The sequence below is a fragment of the Paenibacillus plantiphilus genome, from assembly GCF_927798095.1.
In the GTDB taxonomy this organism is placed as follows: Bacteria; Bacillota; Bacilli; order Paenibacillales; family Paenibacillaceae; genus Paenibacillus_Z; species Paenibacillus_Z plantiphilus.
On record NZ_CAKMMF010000003.1, the window covers coordinates 124,261 to 145,535 of the forward strand.

Here is a 21,275-nt window from a genome sequence, read left to right on the forward strand (position 1 = left end):
TTGGTTTCTAACTGAGAAATGCAGAAGAGATGCATATTGGCCACGTGCTCGCCGCTATGCATCTCTTCTGCGCTAAAGTTCATACCTATGTCGTATATTTGGCGAGAATATTCTCGTATACATTTTTCGGCCGCAACCCGACCAGCTTCTCGACGGGCTCCCCGTTATGAAACACGATCACAGTTGGCATGGACAGAATTCCAAACCCTCCCGCCGTGACGGGGGATTCCTCGCAATCCACCTTAAGAACCGCCAGCCTCTCCCCATACTCGTCGGACAGCTCATCGAGAATGGGCAACAGCACCTTGCACGGCGGACACCATACAGCCCCAAACTCGACTAAAGTCGTTGCATTTTTGTTCACTTCCGAATTAAAATTGATATCGTTTACCGCCAGTACGCTCATATTATCTCCTCCTGACCTTGGTTGCGTTCTTGCAGAATGGAGGAAATGCGGTCCCTCAGGTTTACCCTGATTTGGTTCAGCAAGCGGATCTGCCCGTCGATCTCCTTCAGCTTGTGCTGGTAAATGGGTAGCACTTCTTCGCAAAATGATTCTTTATTTCTAAGCACACATTGAAGAAATCCCGCAATTTGTTCCGTCGAAAGACCGAGATCCAAATAAAACCGAATCGTTCGAACTTGCTCTTCCGCCAAGACAGAATACTCACGGTAACCATTGTCCTGACGCAGCGGAGCAAGCAAGCCCTGCCGTTCATAATAACGCAGTGAACGAACACTTACCCCTGTCCTTTCCGCAAGCTCCCCAATTTTCAACCGAACATCCCCTCCTTCCACTGTAAACTCATTTTAAACCATGACATCAATGTCATAGTCAAGAGCTATTCTTACACACTCGTTCGAATACTTGAACAGTCTGAAGATTGCATACTTGAACTTGACATTTTGTATTCATTTCGTAATAATAAATGCCGATATTTCAGAAAGCGGCTACAATTTAGCAGTGAAAATTGCTACTCGAAAGGATGTGCAGCCATGCGCATTAACAGCTCCATTCCAACCTATCAACACATCAATCAACGCAACAATCTAAATACGAACAACAATGAACTGTTTAAATCAGCCCTTCTCGAACAAACTACTGGAAAGAACGATAACGAAGACAAGGAGAATAAATCAGAGGAAAAGAAAGGGAAACTGGTTACAACAAGGGAAGGTTCCTATGTTAGACAATATCTTGTACAATCAGACGGGTCAAAAGTTCTGTTGAGCGAAATAAAACAAGCCGAAGTCGAGGATGAAGCTACACCTACAGAAAACTACTCACGTTTACTTACCAACTCTAGCAATCATCACGATCAGGCAGACGCTATGAGTGAAAATACAAAAGAAATAATAAGCTTCTTAAATCAGCAAATAGGCAATATCACACCCGACGTAAAGAAACGAAACACATAAATCTCTCCAGAGGAGGTACAAGTGAACAATAAGCTTGAATTGCCGAAAATCCCTTTGAATTTACCTGATCGATCACAACAGATGCACACGCTGCAATCCAGGGATGAATTCAGTATGGGATCTGTAAACGACATTACCATCGACAATCAGGATGCCACGAAAGTTTCATTCGAAAAAGTGGTCTTTACCAATGTAACCATCATGGAATCCTCCTTGCCGGAGATTGAACTGACAGACGTCATTTTTGATCGATGCGATTTGTCGAATATTAATTTCACGGGTTCTTTCATTCATCGCGTAGCGTTTAGAGATTGCAAGCTAATAGGGACTGACTTTTCCAGAAGCAGATTCCAACATGTTCACTTCAACAATTGCCTTGCGGACTACTCACTCTTTCGATTTGCAAAATTCAAGCATGTGGATATCGAGGGCTGCTCATTAATAAGCTCCGACTTTTATCAATCCCAATTGCAAAAATTCGTCATTACAGAATGCAATATTGATCAAGCATTGCTGTCAGGGACAAAGCTTGCTGGAATCGATCTTAGCGACTGCCAGTTTGACGGAATAACCATAGACATAGAAGATTTGAATGGTTGTATCATCTCACAGAGCCAAGCAGCGTCATTTGCAGCGCTTTTGGGTTTAGTAATCAAATAATTGGGAAGCCATTGTCCAAATTAGAGCTCGCGTGACCAATGACTAGTTGGCTGAGATGACAATAGCTCCCGTGCCAATAAGCGATAAACGTCCAATCGTTTCTCTTGTGAATGAGGAATGCTGCAAATCATCGCTTCATCAAACCCATATTGCTCTTGTTCCTCTTGCAACAACGATGCAACTTCTTTTGCCGCTCCTACAAAATGCCGTTTACGATTATCATTAATAATCATCCGATCCATTTCAGTCAACGAATAGCTCTGAGCCTCTTCAGGAGTCATAAGTGGTCGGAACTGCCCCCTCTTGAACAGTAAACCAAATATATCTTGCGGACCTGCTTCGAACTCCGCTTCTTCCTTCGTTTCAGCTGTCGTTACCATGAAGGTTACACTGATTTCTGGCTTCTCCATAAATGCTGAAGGCTGAAAATTATTTTTATAAGCATCGAAAATCTCTTTCGTCATAGCGCCATTAAAAAATTGCGCAAAAGAATAACCAACACCCATCTCCGCTGCTTTCAAGGCGCTGTTGCCCGTTGAACCCAAGAGCCACGCTTCCGGCAAAATAATTTGCGATGGCGCCGCGATCGTTTTACTGTACAGCTCATCCTCTGGCACCTCGTCGTTAATCAACTGCATGGCGGTATGAAATTTTTCATACATATTATTCATCATCGGCTGGCGTCCTTCAGATAGGGCATACATGGATGGATTATCCCCTCCTGGAGCTCGGCCAACACCAAAATCAATTCTGCCAGGTGAAAAAGCACTTAGCGTTTTAAATACCTCGGCCAATTTCAACGGAGAATAATGCATCATCATCACTCCGCCTGTGCCAATGCGAATATGATTGGTTTTAGCAGCCAAATGTGCAGCCGCCACCTCAGGTGCCGAGCTTACAAACGTACTTGTTCCATGATGCTCTGCCATCCACATGCGGCGGTAACCCAATTGATCAGCAACAATAGCCAGCTCCTCTGCTTTTTTTAAAGCAGCTCCTGCTGTATTGCCACTTGTAACCGGTGCTTGGTCCAGTACACTTAGTCTCATCTGTTTGATCTCCATTTCTTGTCGATTATTTGTTCAATCATTTAGTTAGCCTGCTAAATATTAGCACGAAGAACTGAGCTAGGAAAGATTCTCAGCCATTTGTTTCATAAGTCTTCTTAACAATAAACGTTCCTCCGGTAAAATGCCTTCCAATAATTTCTCCTGCTGCTTTCTCCATATATGCGCAACCGGCTCATGCAGCTCTCGGCCTTTTAAAGTTAAATAGACTCTGCTGACCCTGCCATCTGCTTGATCGCGCTCGCGAGAAACAAAGCCTTGGCTTTCAAGCGCTTTGACCATATTGGTTACCGTTGGCGGTTCGCATTTCAAACGTTCACATAACTGTATTTGTGTCATTCCCTCCTCACTCCATAGTCGGCACAATAACTGATCTTGACCCACATGAAGATTGAGTTCACGTAATAATTCCGAATAATCTCTGCGCATTTTAGATGATATTCTATCCAGCAGCTCACGAATCTCATCATCAATCATATGCATCCCTGCTCCCAGCATTGTTTATTAGCAAGCTAATTATATCAAGGTATTGCAATCTAATCAAATCTGTACATCCTGTCGCTAAAACGTCCGATCACACACCCTATTCAATTTACGTTATAGGATACAGAAAAGGGGCGGTGCTTCGTATAAGCACGCCCCTTCCCCCGCATTGCTTTGTTCCAGATTTCCCTGCCTGCACTGCGGCTTCTGTCCTACCCCTGCTTGCCCTCTATCGCCAGCAGCAGCATAGCGGCGGCAAGACCCAAGCGGCGGTCTAGCATATTAGCAGTATCCAGTGAAAAATCCAAATTCAGCTTGCCGACAAACGGGTTGAAATTCTGTTTAAAGACGGCAACCGTCCTGGAGTTTATCTCCACATTGAATTTTTGCGGAATCAAGCTGGACAGGATTCTTCTGAGCATCGCCATCAAACGGCTGTCTTCCTTAATAAACCCGACCTCTGACTCGCTTGGACTCAGAATCACCCACTCATCCTTGAGAATCGACTTCATACCTTTGCGACGCAGGGAACCGAGCCTTTCTCCGGTCACCGTATCGATCACATCGTAGGTGGCTGAGAAATCAATGACGCTGCGCGCCTTGATCGTAATCAACTCATCCTTCATGGATTCGTCGCCATACAGCCGAATATCCTCCTTCAGCTTGAAGGCTTTCATCTGCGAGAACAGAACCAATTGACCGCTGTTGTCGTAAATATGAACCTTTGCTCCCAGCAAAGAGAGGACTTTTTTTCTGGCCAAATATTGCGTGTGACTAAATTTCGGATTCATTGTTAGCTCCCTCTTTCTCTACATTCTCTACATGCAGCGCACATTTGAAAACAAAACTTATGTATCAAAAAAACGAATACGTCTGTCTCGCATTCCGCAAATGAAGAATGATGATGTCCTACTTGCGCATTCGACAGAATTCGTTCCTTATACCTATAAAATTCGACAGCGTCATGGATTTTCCTTTTCTAATCTCCAACAAGAAAGGAAGTGATTTTCCAATCATTATTTACCTTTTCAAATTGATCGACAGCCCTTAATTCATATTCATTTTTTAAATGAGAACTTATAGTTGAATTAGCCACCTGTATCCGCTCTGTACATTTTCCCCGCTTCTATAGGACTTTCTTTTGCCGTCATGTGGTACGGCTTTACTCGGTAAACCTGAACAGGCCCGCCAAAAACAGCCGATCTATATTTATCTACATGCTGCTTTGATAAGGGGCGATTATAGTAGCCCGGTACATATTTATTCATCATCTCCTGAAGCACATGAGTCGCTTCATCCAAATCTGTAATCGGCTCTGCCTGTCCAAAGAGCATCACACTCATATAGGCCGTGTCTGTTTTGGCCGGTACTGGGTCCGTAATGGTTCCGTACTCTTCACATACCGTGAAACAGATCTCCGGATTCTGACTCATAACCTTATTTCGTCGTCCATCCCCTGCTCCGTGAAAATACAATTGTCCATCCGTCCATACATAATTAAGCGGTACAACATAGGGCAACTGGCCGTCCACTAATCCAAGATGTCCGAATCTCGCTCTACAAAGAAATTGATTGATCTTTTCTTGATCCTGACACTCCCTGATTGTATAACGAATTGAATCCATCGCTTATTCCTCCTAATGGTGTTGTGTCTCTGTGTTGCAAGCCCGGACACTATCGTGTTAGTATATCAATCATTGGATGGCTTCTACATGTCCAAAGATTATCTATTAAAGCAATCCATATTTTTTGCAACGTTACTTTATCGGGGGTGAGTTGAATGTTGAAAGTAAATCGTGATGATGAGCGGCCAATATGGCAGCAATTGCTTGATCAAGCGATTCATAATATCTCAACCGGGAATTGGCCGCAGGGCGAATTGCTGCTTCCGACACGTGAGCTCGCGTTATTAGTGGGGGTCTCACGTTCAACGATACAGATCGTTTATGAGGAATTGTTCAGCCGCGGTTACACTGTGACATCTCGGCGGGGTGGTACGCGAGTAAGTGAGTGGAGCTCACTCACAACTTCCTCTAAGGAGGATACAACACAAGGACCTGTTCCACCTGAGCTTCCCCTATTACATTCTGCGGTTGGTCAATTGCAGGACTGGTTCAGAGGCAAAGAGCATCACAAGGTGGATATCGATTTCACTCCGCATGAGCCTTATTTAGACGAACAATTTCATAAGAATTGGCGGCAATCATTTTTACAGGCGTCGACAGCAATGGATTTAACCAGTTGGGCTTACGGCAATTGCTATGGCTTCGTTCCGTTGCGAGAACAGATTCAGCGTTATTTATCACTGGAACGAGGCGTCCATGTTCATATCAATCAAATTCTGTTGACATCAGGGGCTCAACACAGCATTGACCTGATCGCGCAATCGCTCTTAAGTGAAGGCGACACGGTTTCTGTTGAAGATCCCGGCTTTCCTGCTGCCTGGATGGCAATGAAATATCGGCGAATGAATGTGGTCCCCGTCCCTGTGGACGAATATGGATTACAAGTAGATCGTATTCATCCACAATCCAAACTAACCTTTGTTACGCCTTCGCACCAGTGCGCGGTTGGCGTTATTATGTCGGAACCGCGCAGGCAGCAATTGTTGCAGATGGCCGTTCAGAATCAATCCTGGATCGTTGAAGACGACTACGACAGTGAATTTCGATATCGCGGGGACCCGCTTCCAACTTTGTTTAGCCAGCAGCCTCGCAACACCTTATATATGATGAGTTTTTCAAAAATGGTTGCTCCTGGCATCCGTATATCTGCTATCGTCGGTTCTGTGGAGGCAATTGGTCAGCTTGCCCAAGTGCAAGAGTTGACTTACCGCCACCTTCCAATTATGGAGCAGGTGACGCTTGCCCACTTCATAGCACATGGTCATTTTATGCGTCATATGAGAAGATTCAGAAATGTATACCGGCGCAGGCACGAAGCGATGACTAAAGCTATAATGGCCAGTGGTTTGGGAGACCGCTTCAAACTAAGCGGCGTAGAAACGGGTTTGCATATGCTGCTTGAAGCTGAGGAATCGTTCGATGAAGATGCAGTGACTAATCAGGCGCTGCAGATGGGAATACGTGTGTATCCACTCGGTCCCTATTGTCTGGAAAGCAAACGAAAGGGCTGGGTACTAGGATTTGCAAAAGTAGATGAAGCCGCGATTGAACAGGGCATGCCCCAATTTCAAACGATCAACAGAATGGATTAAAGTGACATATTTGATGACATCCTTCACCTTATTTGTTTGCAGATGGCCAATAAAATGCCATTCCACCTCGTTGTATTGCTGCATAAGCGCAGCCTTGCTTCGAAGCTCTTGTGCTTTATTTTCACCGAATAAAGTTTCCCCTGCTTGAAGCGCTATTTGCAACGTTTCGAAATGGAATGTTTTAGTAGCCAGCAATAGCTTAACATCCTCCCTCCTTCTTCCAGAGGCTTGGCAAGCCAGCTCCATCTGGTGATGTACGGCTTTGAGATTTTCTTCAACAAAGGATTGGCTCATATACGCTCCTCTTCCCCTTTCATTTATCAAGATCCATCTACTTAGTCGAAATTGATTTCTCGGATTGTACGCAGCCTCTCGAAATGGTATGTAACTTAGATAGTATATCAGCAGATGGATTGGTCAGACAGATCCATTACCCCCTATTCATCACAATCCATAACTGCAAATAGCAAAACCCTTCCGTTAGCAAAGGGTTTAGAATAATTTTATTTCCTCCTCTCACTGCCCCGATGACAGTGCTCACCCCTTGCCGTCTCAATGCCCTGACATACTCTCTGCTTGCAATGCCAAGACCAGAGGCTTTGTTAACGGGCCCTTTCCATCCCATAGCTCCGCCATCCAATCCATTATACAGATACACGTGACGGCCTTGGACGGAATTGCAAGCGGTAGAACAACAGGATCCCTACATGCATGGCGGCGAGAACAAGATAAGTGTTGCTGTACAAGGAACTGTCCGGATCGGCATTTAACGGATTCCAATTATCCGAAGAGCCTTGTGCTGCCACAATGCCGTACACCCCTGCAGCTATCCCTTGAGCAATGAAGCTCATCATCGAGAAAAGTCCCATGCCCACTCCCACCTGATCTTTGGGCAACGCTCCGGATATGGAATTGGACATTGCAATCTGCATGAAGGATTGCCCTACATTGCCGAATATAAGAAAGAAGGAGATCCATAACGGCGAAATTCCTGTAAAGATGGACAACAAGATGAAGCAAGCAATTAATGAAATGGAAGCAGCCGACAGCAGATAGGAATTGCCTTTCAGATCAGCCAGCTTCCCTCCTCTTCTCCCAAGAATGGCTGCGGCGGCTGCCGCAGGAACCATCGCGAAACCGATCCAATTCGCATCCAATTGATACAAATCCGCAAGCAGAATCGGAGTTAGAAAATATAAGGATACACCAATGCCGCTGACGAGGAAGGCTATCGCCAGTGCAATGGAATAGGTTTTATTGTGAAACAATTGAGGTTGAATAAACGGTTCTTTGGCCATACGAATTCGTATAATGAACAGAATCAGCATCACGATTCCGACAATCAAATACGGCAAAGCTCGATTCGTGACGCTAAGCAGAAGCAGCGTAATGGATGCAGCGAGCAAGCTCCCGCCAATCCAGTCGAATTTCCGCGGGGCTGCCTTCGGTTCATATTCCAAATATTTGCGGTACAATGGCAGCAGCAGCAGAATCAACAGAGAAGGCAAGAACAACCATCTCCAGTTCGCGAAGCTAACGACAAGCGCAGAAAGAACAGGCGCAAGGGCACTGCCGATCGCAAGGCCAACAGCAGTCATGCTAAGTGCAGAGCCCCTCCTCTCAGGTGAAAAGTAGCGCACAGGGATAATTAGCGCAATGGCTGGAATAGCGGCCGCACCGACAGATTGCAGGCATCTGCCTACAAGCGCAAGCCAGAAGGTTTGGGAGATGAGCCCAACTAGAGAACCCGCAGCAAACAACGCCAAACCAAACGTCAATAGGCTCTTCAGCTGGAATCTGTCCGCCAGCTTCCCATACGCAACGGTTCCAAACGCATAAATAAGCGTATAGGCAGATGACAGCCAGCTCACTTGGGCAAGGGTTAACTGAAACTCTTCACTAATTTGCGGAAGTACAACATTAAACATCAGTGCGCTCATCGATGACAGCATAACGGTAAACATCAATAATCGCATTAGAATTAGCGCTCGCCGCACTTGTAATTCAGCATTCATGTCTATCTACTCCTCTTCATGTATGCAAGCGCACACTTGCATTGATTTTATAAAAAAACTAGGGTGTTAATGCCCTAGTGAACAACCGTACGCTTTCCTCGATAAATTCATCCAACGAGGTCTCTGGGATTGGTTCTTTGGCGTTTAAGTGGCAGCTAATAAATGCGCCATGATTCATCCACATGAAGGATAAAGCCTGCAGCTCGGCATTCGACAGCACAACCTTGTCTTGCTCCGACATGGCGATCAAATATTCCGTTAATAGCTTTTTCAGCTGCTGGGGATGGCGTCCCGCCTCCTGATAAACCTCCTCAGGAAGATTGCTGCTGCCGCGATGGGCAATGATAAACAGCTTACGGTTCCGCTTCATGCTCCTGTGATACGTTTGGCTGATCAAGAGCAGATCCGTATACAGCTCCCCGATCAGGCTCTCCTTAAAAAGCTTGGTCATCTCATCGGCATAATGATAACGGTTGTACGCCGCCTCAAGCAGCTTCTGTTTCGTTCCGAAATGGCGGAATAACGTTACTTCGTTCACTCCGGCAGCAGCGGCAATCTCCTTGGTCGTCGTACCATCATATCCCTTGTCCGCCATGAGATCGATTGCCGCCAGCAAAAGCTTGTCACTCGTGCTATGAATGTTCGTCATTTATTCACCCTGCTTCAATGCAAGTACTTACTTACATCGTTATCTTAATCGTATTTCGCTGCAATGTCAATAACAGGGGAGGTTGGCGGCGGCCGCACATCTTACAGCGCAACTTTAACCGCCGCCAGTCCCTTACTCAAATCGATACAATGGCAGCGTGAACGAGAATGTACTGCCCTGTCCTACAACACTTTCAACATCGATAGCACCATCATGATATTGGACGATCTCTTTGGCAATCGCAAGTCCGATGCCCATGCCGCGGGAGTCGGAAGAGCGCTCTGTCCTCTGCTCGCGATAGAATCGGTCGAAGACAAGCGGCAGCGAATCATTCTGTATGCCCTTTCCCGTATCATGTACATGAATAACAAGCTTGCCAATCGCATTGTCCACGTTATGCTCCTCTGCAAATTCGCAAGTGATTTCAATTCGCCCGCCGGCATCCGTATGCTCAATTGCATTGAAGACCAGATTCGTCAACACCTGTGTTATACGATCCAAATCAATAACAACCTGGCACTCATCGAGAAGCGCCGAATCCAATGACTGAACGAAGCTGTATTGCAGACCTGCCCCGGCGACATCGAGCCCAAATTTATCCTGAATAAGCGCAATCAGTTTATTCAGCGGAATAATCTCGAAGATCATTTCCGAACGCCGTGATTCCAGACGCGACAATTCGAACAGGTCCTGTATGAGCCGATTCAAGCCAAGCGCTTTGGACAATACCATCTGCAAATATCGCTCTTTAACGGCATCCTCTTCAACGAGCCCGGAAACGATCGCTTCCACATAACCCTGTATGGCAGTCATCGGTGTACGCAGCTCATGTGAAATATCGCTCAGCAGCCGTCTTCTCGCCAGCTCCAGACGATACAATTCCTTATGCTTATGCTCAAGAACCTCATTCGTTTGCTCCAATTCCAGCGTTCTCTCCTGAATACGCTGTTCGAGACTGGTGTTCAGCTCCGTGAGCTGCAAGTTCAGCTTGGCGAGCTCCTCGGCATTCAAGCTCACTTCCTGCACAGCTCTCTTCAATAAAATAAGTGTATGGACACGGCTGAGCAATTCATTGCGACCGAACGGCTTGGATATATAATCATTCGCCCCCGCGCTGAATCCCGCCACAATCGTATCCTCTCTATTGCTTGCCGTCATAATCAGAATCGGCAATTCATACAACGTATAATTCTTTCTTATGGCAAGGCACAGGTCATATCCCGATAATCCGGTCATCATCAAGTCGGCAATTACCAGATCATACACCTGCAGCTCCTTCATTCGCGATGCGACCTGCTCGCCGCTCGTTGCTGTATCGACGATGCAGTTCAATGCAGCCAGCTGCTGGATAACGACTTGCAGATTGACCGGCTCGTCATCCACGACGAGCAGCCGATAGGGCGGTTGAGCTGTGCCGCTAATATCCCCTTCCACAGATAAAGGCGAAGTGGATTCCAATGCTACAGCAACAGCAAGCTCCTCATCGCGGATCATTCCCGCTATGTCCATATCCTGCCATCTAAGTGTATGCGGCTTCGCTTTGCCCTTCATTGCTGTCTGATTGTGTATCGTGAAGCAGAAGCGTGAGCCGATGCCAATCTTCGATTGAACGGTGATCTTGCCAGCGTGCAGCTCGACGAGCTGCTTAGTAATTTTGAGACCAAGGCCCGAACCTGACTCATCCTGCTCATTGAGCTGCTCGAAAGGCTTGAATATATCCTCAAATCGGTTCTCTGGAATGCCGATCCCTGTATCCGCCACATAAATTTCTACATAGCCGTTATAATGGACCGCGCCAATGGAAACTTGACCGTATGGCGTATACTTGATAGCGTTGCCGATCAGATTGAAAATGATTTGCTGCAGCCTGTTCTCGTCCGCCTGTATGGGCGGAAAGTCAGGCTTGATCTCATTATGCAGAAACAGATCCCGTCCGGCAGTCAATGGTTTGACCACGGTCAGCACAACCTGAACAAGCTGATGCAAGTCAACATTGACAATGTTCAAGCGTATATCGTTGTTGTTCAGGCGGGAATAATCCAATATATCGTTGATCAAATATGCCATCCGTTGGCCGCTGGACACAATCATATTCAGATGAAGCTCCTGCTTGCTTGTCAGATCGCCCCTCATGTTGTACAGCAGCGATTGCGCAAGCCCAATCATGCCATTGAGCGGGGTGCGCAGCTCATGCGAGGTATTGGTCAAAAACTCGTTTTTCACCTTGTCCAGATCAAGCAGACGTGTCGATAATCGTTCAATCGTCTTGAACGCGGTAGAAAACTTAAGCGAGAGAATGATAGATATACAAATAATTAAGAATAACATGCCATACGGAAAATAGATGCCCGTCCGTATCGTCCCATTGCTCATTAGAATGTCATTGGCAACGGTAATGAAAAAAACAACGGCTCCCACCGCCAACAAGGTGGCGCCTGCCATCCCCCTGATTGCCGCTTTGAATATGTACTGAATCAATATAAAGGACGTCACAACCGCATAGACCTGCATAAGCACAACAATGATTGTGAATATATAAACTGGGGTTGCTATAATAAACAAAGTGAACAGAGCACCGGGAATCCATAGACAATTGCGCAGCGACTTCGGCATCTGCCCCGGGAAGCTGCTATAGATAAACAGCACGAATAACGGCGCACTCCCCAGAAATCCGATATACTCTATTTTGACAAGCAGGTCATCCGTAATATTACGGAAGAATAAGGCCATGGTGACCTGGCCTTGGGAGCTGTTCTTCAGTGCCAGCAACAGGCAGATCAGGCCGAATAGCAACGACTCTGAATTACGCCTCAGAAGGATGAACAGCACGATATGATAGAGTCCCATAATGAGCATACAGCCCATCAGCAAGCCCTCAATCGCCAGCTTCTGCTTCATCTGCCCGTCCAGGCTTTCATAATCCCCAAGCACCACCGGAGCGAATAGACCTGCCTTGCGCTGTGTGAAGTTGGACACCTGGATCACGATTTCGACTTTGCCCTGCGAGCCGTCTATCGGCACTAATTTCGGCACAATTAAAGGTCTCATCGCCTCTCTGCTTGTCCCAACAATGCCGTTCTCTGCAGCCAGCTCTCCATTGATCCATATCCGATGAGCGGATGTGATCAATCGTGTTGCCAGCCCCAGCTTCCTGTCGGTCTTCGGCAGCTGGATCGTAACACGATAGGTTCCATAACCCTTGCTCGACATTGCCTTGCCGTCTACCAGCTGGCCTTCCCATGATCCGGGCACAGCAATGTAGCTCTTATGCCGAGACTCTCGTTCCATGAAGTGCTGCGGCTCCAGCAGCTGGCTGTTATAGAATTCCCACTCGCCATTCAGTCGAATGCCATCCTCAATATCCAGATCTTGCTTGGTAATTGCCAGCTTCCCCTGAACAGCCTCACGGTTTCCTGCATCAATTGAAGTATCAAATGACAGCAGCACAAACAGCGTGAAAACCGTGAGCAATACCGGAATAATATAATAGATTAAAGGCAGTCGCTTCTTCATCGGGACCTCCGCCATCCTGTTCGCACCTATTCTTGCCACTACCCTATCATATTCTTCATAACCATTTCCTTCAATTAATAATTTCGTAATCTGTCAGCAAGCGCTTCACATAGTCTTGTTGAAGCTGCATATACGTATTGATCCACGCTTGGAGATGGCGCCGCTGTGGTGCAACAGCAACCGCTATCGAATCCATGTGGTTCTCCAGCCGCAAGTATTGCAGATGCAAGGAGCTGGACGGGTGTTTCTTCTGATAGCTCATTAATTCAAACTCATCATAAACAGCTGCCAGCACCTCGCCATTCTGAACGGCTTCAATCAACGAGGCCGTTGACGAGAAGTTGACCTGCTGCTGATCAGGGAATAGCTCCCTGGCAAAGCTGGCATAGGATGTGCCGCCGATAACACCTATTCGGTCGCCATAGGTTTGTATGACATTCAGCGGATCACGATTGCCCTGTTCAAGACTTGCAAGCTGCAGGCGATTAATGAGCAGTGTCTGCCTTAACGTCAAATAGGGCTCGGAGAACAACACCTTCTTCGCACGTTCAAGTGTGACGCTTAGCTTCGAAATCGCGATATCAGCCTCCCCTGCAGCAACCTGCTCAACAACTTCATTGAAGGACTTCGCAGTCCGAAGAAACGTTGCCTTAACACCAAGCTTCAAGGCGATATCGCGTGCAAGCTCAATGTCGCTGCCGTGAAGCAAGCCCTGGTCATCCGCATAAAAAAACGGGTACCGATCCTCGCGGTATACGGCAACCCGCAGCTCGCCCCTCCGCAGAATATCGCTGATCTCATCGGAATAACTCGCCAGCTGTTCATCCGTATAAGCGGGCAAATCCACCGACTTCGTTACAGCTGCCTGAGCAGCATTATCCTTCTCCACTACTGGAGTTTCATGAGCTGGAGATGAGGAATACGCGCATGAACTTGCTATAACCGCCAATACAACAAGGATCAGCAAACGGCAGCTTACTAAGCTGCAGCGGCTGATCATGCTTGAATGTCCTGCCCGGCAATTGGCGAATGAAATTTGAGGAAGCACACTGCGCACACACTCATGTCATGCACAGCAATACGCTGTTGGCAATGCTTGCACAATGGAACGAGAACGGTCGCAAGACCGCCGACAACGACTTCCAATTCATCCTCTGTCAACTCATCTTCTCTTTGCACATCCTCGTTCGGCAGATCTACCATATATTCGTTGCCCCTTTTATAAGTCCAATTGTCATGACCTGCACCCGCCAGCATAACCCATTACAGAATGGACGGGATGCCATAGCCCCAATTGACAGTCTGACCGCTCATTCCGCTGCCGTAATCCAGAAGAAGACCAAGTCCCTTCGCTGCTTCCATTAAATCGGGAATCGGCGGTTTGAGCGCATACATATCGAACAGCTTGCGGTTATCCCGAGCTGAACCCACTGTGCCTGGCGCGCGATAATAACCGAATTGAAAGGCATTGACGCCTACTCGGAAAGGCGCTACTTCCTTGGCCAGACTTTTGACAAAAGCGATCGCGCCTTGATTGTATACGGGAGAAGCCGGAAATCCGGCGTTATGCAGCGTATCCGACAGCATCGGTATAATAATCTGTCCTTGGCGTTTCCTCGCCATAACATTGCCTGCTGCACGGCTGTACAAGAACAGCTCGCGGAGCCGTTTATCCAGTTGAACCGCGAATTGAGCTGGATTGTTATCCAGCATAACCCCTTCATCAACCCACTCGTTCCCGTGAATATACAGATCAAGTCCCTGCATCTCTGCGGAAGCAGCGTTCACCTGTGAATCGATCTCTTCCATTGTTCCCGCTTGTCCGATCATCGGCATGCATCGATCGCGCCAATCGACCGGCAATTCAGCGATATAAGATTGTGCCTGTTCTGGCGTAGAGAACTGCGCGGTCAGCGTCATTCCCCGTTGCAGCAAATAATTGCCGATTGCCAAACCCGAATGGCTGTCCGCGTGGAGCAGAAAAGCAGTCCTGATCATATAAGCGCCCCCATTCATCGCAAAAATCCACCATCGATCTTCAGAACTTGCCCCGTCGTATAAGCCGCTAACGGCCCCGCGAGGTAGGCGATTGCATCGGCAATCTCTTCGGCTGAGCCGAGCCGTCCTGACGCTGTATGGCGAAGAAACTCGGCCAGCTTGTCCTCAGGAACATGTTGCGCCATTTCCGTATCGATCATCCCCGGCGCGAGAGCGCTTACACGTATGCCTTCCGATGCATAACGCCGCGCGAGCAGCTTCGTCAGCCCTATGACTGCGCCTTTGGAGGCTGCGTAATTTGTCTGCGCCTCTCTGCCATATACGCCGCTGACCGAGACGACATTGACGATGCTGCCTCCCGCTTGCTTAACCAGGTAGGGTATCGCTTCCTGTGCGCAATTGCAGACTCCAATAAAGTTCGTACTGACCACATCATTCCATTGCTCCTCCGGCATGAGCAGCGCCATCCCATCATTGGCCCGTCCGGCATTATTAACGAGAACGTCCATTCTCCCATATGACTGGTATATATCATTAAACGCATTAGCTATAAATTCCCGATTCGTTACAGAACCTTTGTATAGGCTCATTCGTCCGCCGTTGGCCTGAATGTGCTGCTGCAGCTCAAGAGCGGCATCGTCGCTGCTCACATATATGCCCGCAACTGCCGCACCCTCCGCGATGAATCGAAGCGCAGCTGCTCTTCCAATGCCGCGCGTAACGCCTGTAATGACGATAACCTTATTGTGGAAGGCTGTCATTCTAGTCCATTCCCTTTGTATGCTTCAACAGAATCAGCTCTGCTATTGACTGCACATTCTTCAAATGCAATTTGAGCTCCTCAGCAGGAATATCCTCCACCATGACGCCGAATAATTCCTCCATGCCAACCATAACCTCGAACGCCTCTACAGAATCCAGACCCAGACCGTCCCCGAACAGGATCATGTCATCCGTAATTTCCTCCGCCGATATATCCTCAAGCTCCAACCGATCAATAAGCAAGCTCTGTTTCACGATTGATTTGATCTCATCCAGTTCCAACCGCTGTGAAGTGCTCATAACTCATTTCCTCCCTCGAAATATAGTGCGATCCATATTGAAATTGAAGCTCAATTTGAAATTGATATTGATTACTCTCGCCGTTCGCCTACAACAGCAGCAGAATAGCTGCCATTAACAGATGAGCTGACTGTCAGCACATTGCGGATGCGCATCCCCTCCAGCAGAGGCTGCTGGCGGAGAATTCCGCATGCGGCGCCATGATGCACAAGCTCGGCAGCCGCAGCGAGATGCAGCATGGAGCTGAAGGACTCTCCGTAGCCGGATGCTTCATTCAGACAAATAATCGGGGGAACAGGCTGTGATCCCATATGAGAGATAACCTCAATCTCCCATTCCGTCTCTCCTGCTCTTCCTACTGAATTCAGCAGTACAAGATTGATATCGTGCATGCCGATTTCCGCTTGGATCAATGCCTCCGCAATGGCCGCGCACAGCAGCACGTCCCCATCCGTTGTATGCTGCGCAGCTCCGAACGCTGTGCCGAAGCCCAGCAGCTCAGCATATATTTTGGCGCCGCTCGATAACGCTTGATCCAGACTAGCCAGCGCCATGCAGGCGCTGCCTTCGGTCATGGCATAACGGCTTGCATGCAAGCCTTTGGCTTGGTCAATGCGGTCCGACAATTCGGACCGCTCATCGCCAGCTCCGATCAGGCAGACAGACAGTGAGCCTTCCCGAATCATCCCGGCAGCATACAACGCAGCGGTTATTCCTTCATTCCCGCCCGTGCTGAGCGAGCTATTGAACCCTCGCAGCTGCAGCTTCTCCGCTGTTTTGCCGGCAATCGAGTTAATGACCGTATGCGGAAAATAGATGCTGCTTGCGTATTCTGGCCCCTTCTCGAACACAGAGCCAAGGAAACGCGAGATGCTCTCCGTGCTTCCTCTTGAAGTTCCGTAGATGAAACCGATATCTGCCAGCGCAGATTCCGTCAGCCCAGCATTCTCGATTGCCGCCAAAGCCGCCCCTATCGTATACTGGGCAATTTTGTTCATTCTGCGTTCATATTTGCTTTTATCATATTCTTTCAATGAAAATGGCGCTTTCCCACCAGCATCAGAATCCTCTGCCGACGACGAGCCGCCTATCAGATGAAGTACGCCGCCCTGACCGATTCCCCAGTCACCGACCGCTCCGATACCCGTAATAACGACCCGCGCACTTTGCTTGCTGCTGCTCTGGCAATGCGGTTCTGTGCCGCACGAGTCCGTTCGCAGCACGAGTGATACATTATGCCCGCCGAACGCGGCGTTGTTGCTGAGCATATATTGCGGATTCAGTCTCGGCATCTCTTCACCGATGATGTTCACATTGCCGCAGCCATCTCGCGGTCCATCGTAATGCAGCGTACCCGGAACGAAGCCCTGCTTGATCGCATACAGCGAGGTGACCAGCTCCACCGCTGCAGCAGCACCCAGATTATGTCCGAAATACGCTTTGCTTGAACTGATTGGAACGGTTATTGTATCTCCGAAAACCTTTCTGAGGCCGCTTAATTCAGCTTGATCATTAGCCATCGTTCCAGTACCATGCGCATTAATATATTGAATACGCTCACGCGGAACCCCCGCACGGTTCAGCGCCATTTCAACCGCTCTCTGAATCCCTGCTCCCTCTGGATGCGGCGCTGTCTCATGGTAAGCGTCATTGCTAAGACCGTACGAGCAGAGCTCGCCATAGATTCGGGCTCCCCGCTGCAGCGCCTTGTCCAGCCGCTCCAACACGACGAAGGCCGCTCCTTCACCCAGATTAAGTCCGTACCGGCTGCCGAACGGCGATGATGGCAGCGGGTTTAGCGCCCTCAGTACATTGAATCCAGCGAACACACTATGCGACAACGGATCAGAGCCGCCTGCCAGCATCGCATCGGCCATGCCCCAGCGTATCATATCGCTGGCATAGCCGATCGCATTGCCGCTCGCCGCGCATGCCGTATTAATCGTAATGACTGGACCATTCAAGCCCAGCGCATGAGCAGCGTCATCCCCTTGCTGGTAGAACGGATAGTTGGCGGTGTTGGCATCATCCAGCGCAGTCAAATCCCATTGCTTCTCCAGTGAAAGTATGCCGCCGTTGCACGTCCCAAGGGCGAGGCCGATTCTGTCTGAGGTCATGCTTTGATAGCCGGACTCCAATCCATCATCATTGCGATTGAAGCTTTGAATGACAAGACCGCTGTCTCCCAGCGCCTGACGGGCAGCCGCAATCGCATATCTTGCACATGAATCCATCGATGCCGTTGCTTCATCCGACATCAATGCAGCCAGCTGCTCCCGTTCCAGCTCTCCCGCAATCGAGCATTGCAAGTTGTCAGACGGGAACCGGGTTAGCGCTCTAATCCCTGTGTCGGTGTTGAGCATACGCGTGAACACCGCCTCGGGATTATTGCCTAATGCACACAGAACGCCTAAGCCTGTCACAGCTACACGATGAGTGTGTCCGGTGTGTTTAGCATTTGCCATCTGTTTCCCTCCCGATAATAATGATAGGGATCCGCAAGCTGACCCCGTTATTGTTCACGTTATTTGCTGATAGCAGGAGCGTTTCTCGCTCATCTTCCAGGCGTATGGCGCCAGCCATTGCCTTGCAAGCTTCATCATCACCGGCGTGCTCATATTTACAGTAAATACGCCCAGCGGAATGCCTGCCTCCAGCTGCAATTGGATCGATTTTGACAGCATGACAAGGGCCAGTCCTGCCTGTTGATATTGCGGCGAGATGAACAGCGCATCATATAAAACGGTATCTGGCGCGATCCGATAAGCGATCGACCAGCCTTCAATGCCCGTTGCGGATAATAATCCAAGACTATTGCTTTGCTCAAGCTGCGCAAATGTTTTGAACGGGGACAGAAAGGCGGGATAAGCATGTGTCCCCCCGGCAGCTAGAAGTCCCCGATCATTCTGATCTATATGATTCCAGGGAAGCAGGCTGAGCCCATGCGGCAGAGCCCTGTCTCTCAGCCAGCCTGCGCCAGCGATGCTGCTGTCGATATGGAAAATGACCGCTTCAAGCTGCGGCGCAGACCAGCCTTCCTTGTGAAGCCATGCTTCAATCGCAGGCGTGATCGCTTTCCCTGAATAATAAGCAAATTTAATAGAAGCTATATTGCGCTTGCTGCAATGCAGCCGCGCTGTCTTCATCAGATCGGAAGCCAGTCCTTGCCTGCGGCAGCCTTCCGCGATGAACAGGCAATGTACGATAGCATGACGTTCGTCCGGGTCCAATTCCAGAACGGCCAGACCGACCGGAGTTCCCTCCGCTTCCGCGCCAACCATGTGCAGCCTGTCCAAGCTGTGAAGCCTGTCAAGTTGCGGCATAATCCATTGGAACATCAGATTTCTGTATGCCGTCCAATCGGATCTCGTCAATATTTTGATGTTGTACATCTGCATCCGTCCTTGGTGATATTAATGAGGCTGCTGCACAATTGACCATGACATTGGCTGCCGTTATGATCGGATCTACGATCGGATTAATCGCGAGCAGCAATATAATCGTTACATCCGCCGGAAGCTGCAGAGGTCCGGCAATCATCGCGATCATGCCGATGGATACCAATGCAGGCGAGCCTGCGCCAGCAATCGATGCCAATATGCCGCCTAGCAATACAATTGCCCATTGCGTCAGTGAAAAGCTGAAATCATATATTTGAGCTGTGAATACAATGCCGAGCATGTATAGAAGCAGCATGCTATAACGACACATAATCATGCCAAGAGGCACGACCAGTTTGACCGAGCTTAATTCGAGACGCAGCGCCTCCCCCAAAGCATGCATGCAGGAAGGGATGCTGGCCATGCTGTTTCTAGTGCCGAATGCAATAACCAATGATTCCTTCATCGCTCTGCATATCGCCGTCACAGGCATCTTCAGACGCAGCGACATCACGACAACCGACAGGCCGATCAGAATCAGACTGACGCTGTACAGCATCGCGATAAGCTCTATCATCGCCGGCAGAATCTCCAGATTCAGCTTGGCGAATTGTCCGGCCATCATGCAGAACAGACCAATTGGCAGCATGTACATCGACCAGGATATCGCTTTCTGGAAAGCATGGAACAACACATCCGTCAGTTGGAGCAGATCCTCGCCCTGCTTGGAGCGGGACATGCCGACGGCCACCCCGACGATAATTGAGAAGAATAAAATTTGCAGCGTATTGTTCTCCAGTAAAGCAGTAAAAATATTAGCCGGGACCATGCCGAGAAAAAAACCGAGAAGTCCTTCCGACGACTGCTCCGCCAGCGGCTGACCGCTCTGCTCGGACCCGTTAACGATGGAGCCCAGCACAGTTCTGGATTCATCCGACAAGCCGGCTCCCGGTTGTCCGACGACTCCGGTCAACAGCCCAAGCACGCCCACGATAACGAAGGCTGCTGCATAGACCAGTAACATCTTCTTGATCGTCCCCATCGCTCCGCTCTTGGAGAACAAGCCCCCGATACTCGATATGATGGCTGTCATCATAAGCGGGATGACGCACATTTTTAGAAAGGCTACATATAAGTCCCCTACAGCAGCAGCGGATTGCGCCGGACCGGGCAGCAGCAGACCTGCCGCTATTCCTGCGGCCATGCACAGCAGTATCGTCCAGAACGATTTGATCCAGCGGAATGAAACAACGGGTATTCGAAACACTTAGGGCACCTACTTGCCGATGATGGGATTTGTAGTGAAAAACCGTCGCATAACCGCAACGGTTTCTCACTCCAGTACTGGCTGTCATGAATGCTATTACTTGTTGGACATGTTGATTGCTACAGTTGAGCCTGTGCTGATCGCCGTTCTAGCGCCGTCCTCAAGGATGCTGCCAACGCCTTCGAAAAACCGAGTAGCGCCGTCTTTGCTTCCGCCTGCAACTGCTTCGAGTTCCGTCTCCGTCAATTCGTCAGCTGCACCGCGCACTTCAGGCAGTACGATGTTTGCATGGTAGCCCGTGCCGTCAATAACATTGATTTTGAACTCTTGTGGAACCTCGCGGCCTGTTACCTGCTTGATCGCGGCATAAATATCGGATATCGCCAATTTACGGAATTCTGCATCCGAGATTGCCTTTCCTACTACTGCTTGTGCTGCTTCTTGAATCTGCTCATTTGTCCAACTCATTGTTTGAATCCTCCCAAAGTAAATTGTGTATTTGTCTTACAGGTATAAGAATATCACCTTGGATTAAATCTGCTCTC

21 protein-coding genes and 1 pseudogene are annotated in these 21,275 nt (G+C 48.7%); 3 read left to right on the forward strand and 19 right to left on the reverse strand.

The features are described 5' to 3' along the window. Positions 1-85: 85 nt before the first annotated feature. Positions 86-406, reverse strand: coding sequence for a thioredoxin family protein (locus L6H65_RS03320; RefSeq protein WP_236338965.1), 321 nt, complete (start codon positions 404-406; stop codon positions 86-88). Then, complete coding sequence (locus tag L6H65_RS03325) at positions 403-777, reverse strand: MerR family transcriptional regulator (RefSeq protein ID WP_236338967.1); 375 nt, start codon at positions 775-777, stop codon at positions 403-405. Before L6H65_RS03325 ends, L6H65_RS03320 begins: the two co-directional genes overlap by 4 nt. Before the next feature lie 219 nt (positions 778-996). Between L6H65_RS03325 and L6H65_RS03330 the strand changes: the two genes are divergently transcribed. Both L6H65_RS03330 and L6H65_RS03335 read left to right on the forward strand, forming a co-directional pair. Continuing rightward, positions 997-1,419, forward strand: a complete 423-nt coding sequence (locus L6H65_RS03330; protein WP_236338969.1) for a hypothetical protein — start codon at positions 997-999, stop codon at positions 1,417-1,419. 21 nt (positions 1,420-1,440) lie between these two features. Continuing rightward, positions 1,441-2,079 (forward strand): pentapeptide repeat-containing protein, encoded by a 639-nt coding sequence (locus tag L6H65_RS03335; RefSeq protein WP_236338971.1) that lies wholly within the window; start codon positions 1,441-1,443, stop codon positions 2,077-2,079. A 20-nt stretch (positions 2,080-2,099) separates the two neighbouring features. On the opposite strand, the gene L6H65_RS03340 is transcribed toward L6H65_RS03335, so the two are convergent. The 4 genes from L6H65_RS03340 to L6H65_RS03355 form a co-directional block, all read right to left on the reverse strand. Next, positions 2,100-3,128: an LLM class flavin-dependent oxidoreductase gene (locus L6H65_RS03340; RefSeq protein WP_236339118.1), complete on the reverse strand. Its 1,029-nt coding sequence runs from the start codon at positions 3,126-3,128 to the stop codon at positions 2,100-2,102. 78 nt (positions 3,129-3,206) lie between these two features. Further along, positions 3,207-3,623 carry a MarR family winged helix-turn-helix transcriptional regulator gene (locus L6H65_RS03345; protein WP_307728298.1) on the reverse strand — a complete coding sequence of 139 codons (417 nt, stop codon included), beginning with the start codon at positions 3,621-3,623 and terminating at the stop codon, positions 3,207-3,209. 218 nt (positions 3,624-3,841) lie between these two features. Next, positions 3,842-4,420, reverse strand: coding sequence for an LURP-one-related family protein (locus tag L6H65_RS03350; protein WP_236338974.1), 579 nt, complete (start codon positions 4,418-4,420; stop codon positions 3,842-3,844). Between the two features lie 297 nt (positions 4,421-4,717). After that, positions 4,718-5,254: a pyridoxamine 5'-phosphate oxidase family protein gene (locus L6H65_RS03355; protein ID WP_236338976.1), complete on the reverse strand. Its 537-nt coding sequence runs from the start codon at positions 5,252-5,254 to the stop codon at positions 4,718-4,720. A gap of 155 nt (positions 5,255-5,409) precedes the next feature. On the opposite strand from L6H65_RS03355, the gene pdxR reads away from it, so the two are divergent. Next, entirely contained in the window at positions 5,410-6,846 is a 1,437-nt protein-coding gene (pdxR, locus tag L6H65_RS03360; protein ID WP_236338977.1) for a MocR-like pyridoxine biosynthesis transcription factor PdxR, read from the forward strand. On the opposite strand, the pseudogene L6H65_RS03365 reads toward pdxR, so the two are convergent. The 13 genes and pseudogenes from L6H65_RS03365 to L6H65_RS03425 all read right to left on the reverse strand — a co-directional run. Then, a pseudogene (locus tag L6H65_RS03365) lies at positions 6,796-7,140 on the reverse strand (YggS family pyridoxal phosphate-dependent enzyme); the annotation flags it as partial. The gene pdxR and the pseudogene L6H65_RS03365 overlap by 51 nt on opposite strands. A 350-nt stretch (positions 7,141-7,490) precedes the next feature. Further along, entirely contained in the window at positions 7,491-8,861 is a 1,371-nt protein-coding gene (locus L6H65_RS03370) for an MFS transporter (protein ID WP_236338978.1), read from the reverse strand. Between the two features lie 58 nt (positions 8,862-8,919). Continuing rightward, complete coding sequence (locus L6H65_RS03375) at positions 8,920-9,510, reverse strand: TetR/AcrR family transcriptional regulator (RefSeq protein ID WP_236338979.1); 591 nt, start codon at positions 9,508-9,510, stop codon at positions 8,920-8,922. 132 nt (positions 9,511-9,642) lie between these two features. After that, on the reverse strand, positions 9,643-13,038 hold the full coding sequence (locus L6H65_RS03380) for an ATP-binding protein (RefSeq protein ID WP_236338980.1): 3,396 nt from the start codon (positions 13,036-13,038) through the stop codon (positions 9,643-9,645). 55 nt (positions 13,039-13,093) lie between these two features. After that, positions 13,094-13,912 (reverse strand): substrate-binding periplasmic protein, encoded by an 819-nt coding sequence (locus tag L6H65_RS03385; protein WP_236338981.1) that lies wholly within the window; start codon positions 13,910-13,912, stop codon positions 13,094-13,096. A gap of 107 nt (positions 13,913-14,019) precedes the next feature. Then, positions 14,020-14,226 (reverse strand): hypothetical protein, encoded by a 207-nt coding sequence (locus L6H65_RS03390; RefSeq protein WP_236338982.1) that lies wholly within the window; start codon positions 14,224-14,226, stop codon positions 14,020-14,022. Between the two features lie 60 nt (positions 14,227-14,286). Continuing rightward, positions 14,287-15,021, reverse strand: a complete 735-nt coding sequence (locus tag L6H65_RS03395) for an SDR family NAD(P)-dependent oxidoreductase (protein ID WP_236338983.1) — start codon at positions 15,019-15,021, stop codon at positions 14,287-14,289. Between the two features lie 14 nt (positions 15,022-15,035). Further along, entirely contained in the window at positions 15,036-15,782 is a 747-nt protein-coding gene (locus L6H65_RS03400) for an SDR family NAD(P)-dependent oxidoreductase (protein ID WP_236338984.1), read from the reverse strand. A 1-nt stretch (position 15,783) separates the two neighbouring features. Beyond that, positions 15,784-16,083: a phosphopantetheine-binding protein gene (locus L6H65_RS03405; RefSeq protein ID WP_236338986.1), complete on the reverse strand. Its 300-nt coding sequence runs from the start codon at positions 16,081-16,083 to the stop codon at positions 15,784-15,786. 71 nt (positions 16,084-16,154) lie between these two features. Then, the gene (locus tag L6H65_RS03410) at positions 16,155-18,548 is read right to left on the reverse strand and encodes a beta-ketoacyl-[acyl-carrier-protein] synthase family protein (RefSeq protein ID WP_236338988.1); all 2,394 of its coding nucleotides are present in this window, start codon (positions 18,546-18,548) and stop codon (positions 16,155-16,157) included. A 54-nt stretch (positions 18,549-18,602) separates the two neighbouring features. Next, on the reverse strand, positions 18,603-19,475 hold the full coding sequence (locus L6H65_RS03415) for a GNAT family N-acetyltransferase (RefSeq protein ID WP_236338990.1): 873 nt from the start codon (positions 19,473-19,475) through the stop codon (positions 18,603-18,605). Next, a complete protein-coding gene (locus L6H65_RS03420; RefSeq protein ID WP_236338991.1) occupies positions 19,393-20,730 on the reverse strand; it encodes a dicarboxylate/amino acid:cation symporter in 1,338 nt (445 codons plus the stop codon). Before L6H65_RS03420 ends, L6H65_RS03415 begins: the two co-directional genes overlap by 83 nt. 96 nt (positions 20,731-20,826) lie before the next feature. Continuing rightward, positions 20,827-21,198 (reverse strand): NHLP leader peptide family RiPP precursor, encoded by a 372-nt coding sequence (locus L6H65_RS03425; RefSeq protein ID WP_236338992.1) that lies wholly within the window; start codon positions 21,196-21,198, stop codon positions 20,827-20,829. Positions 21,199-21,275: the final 77 nt, after the last annotated feature.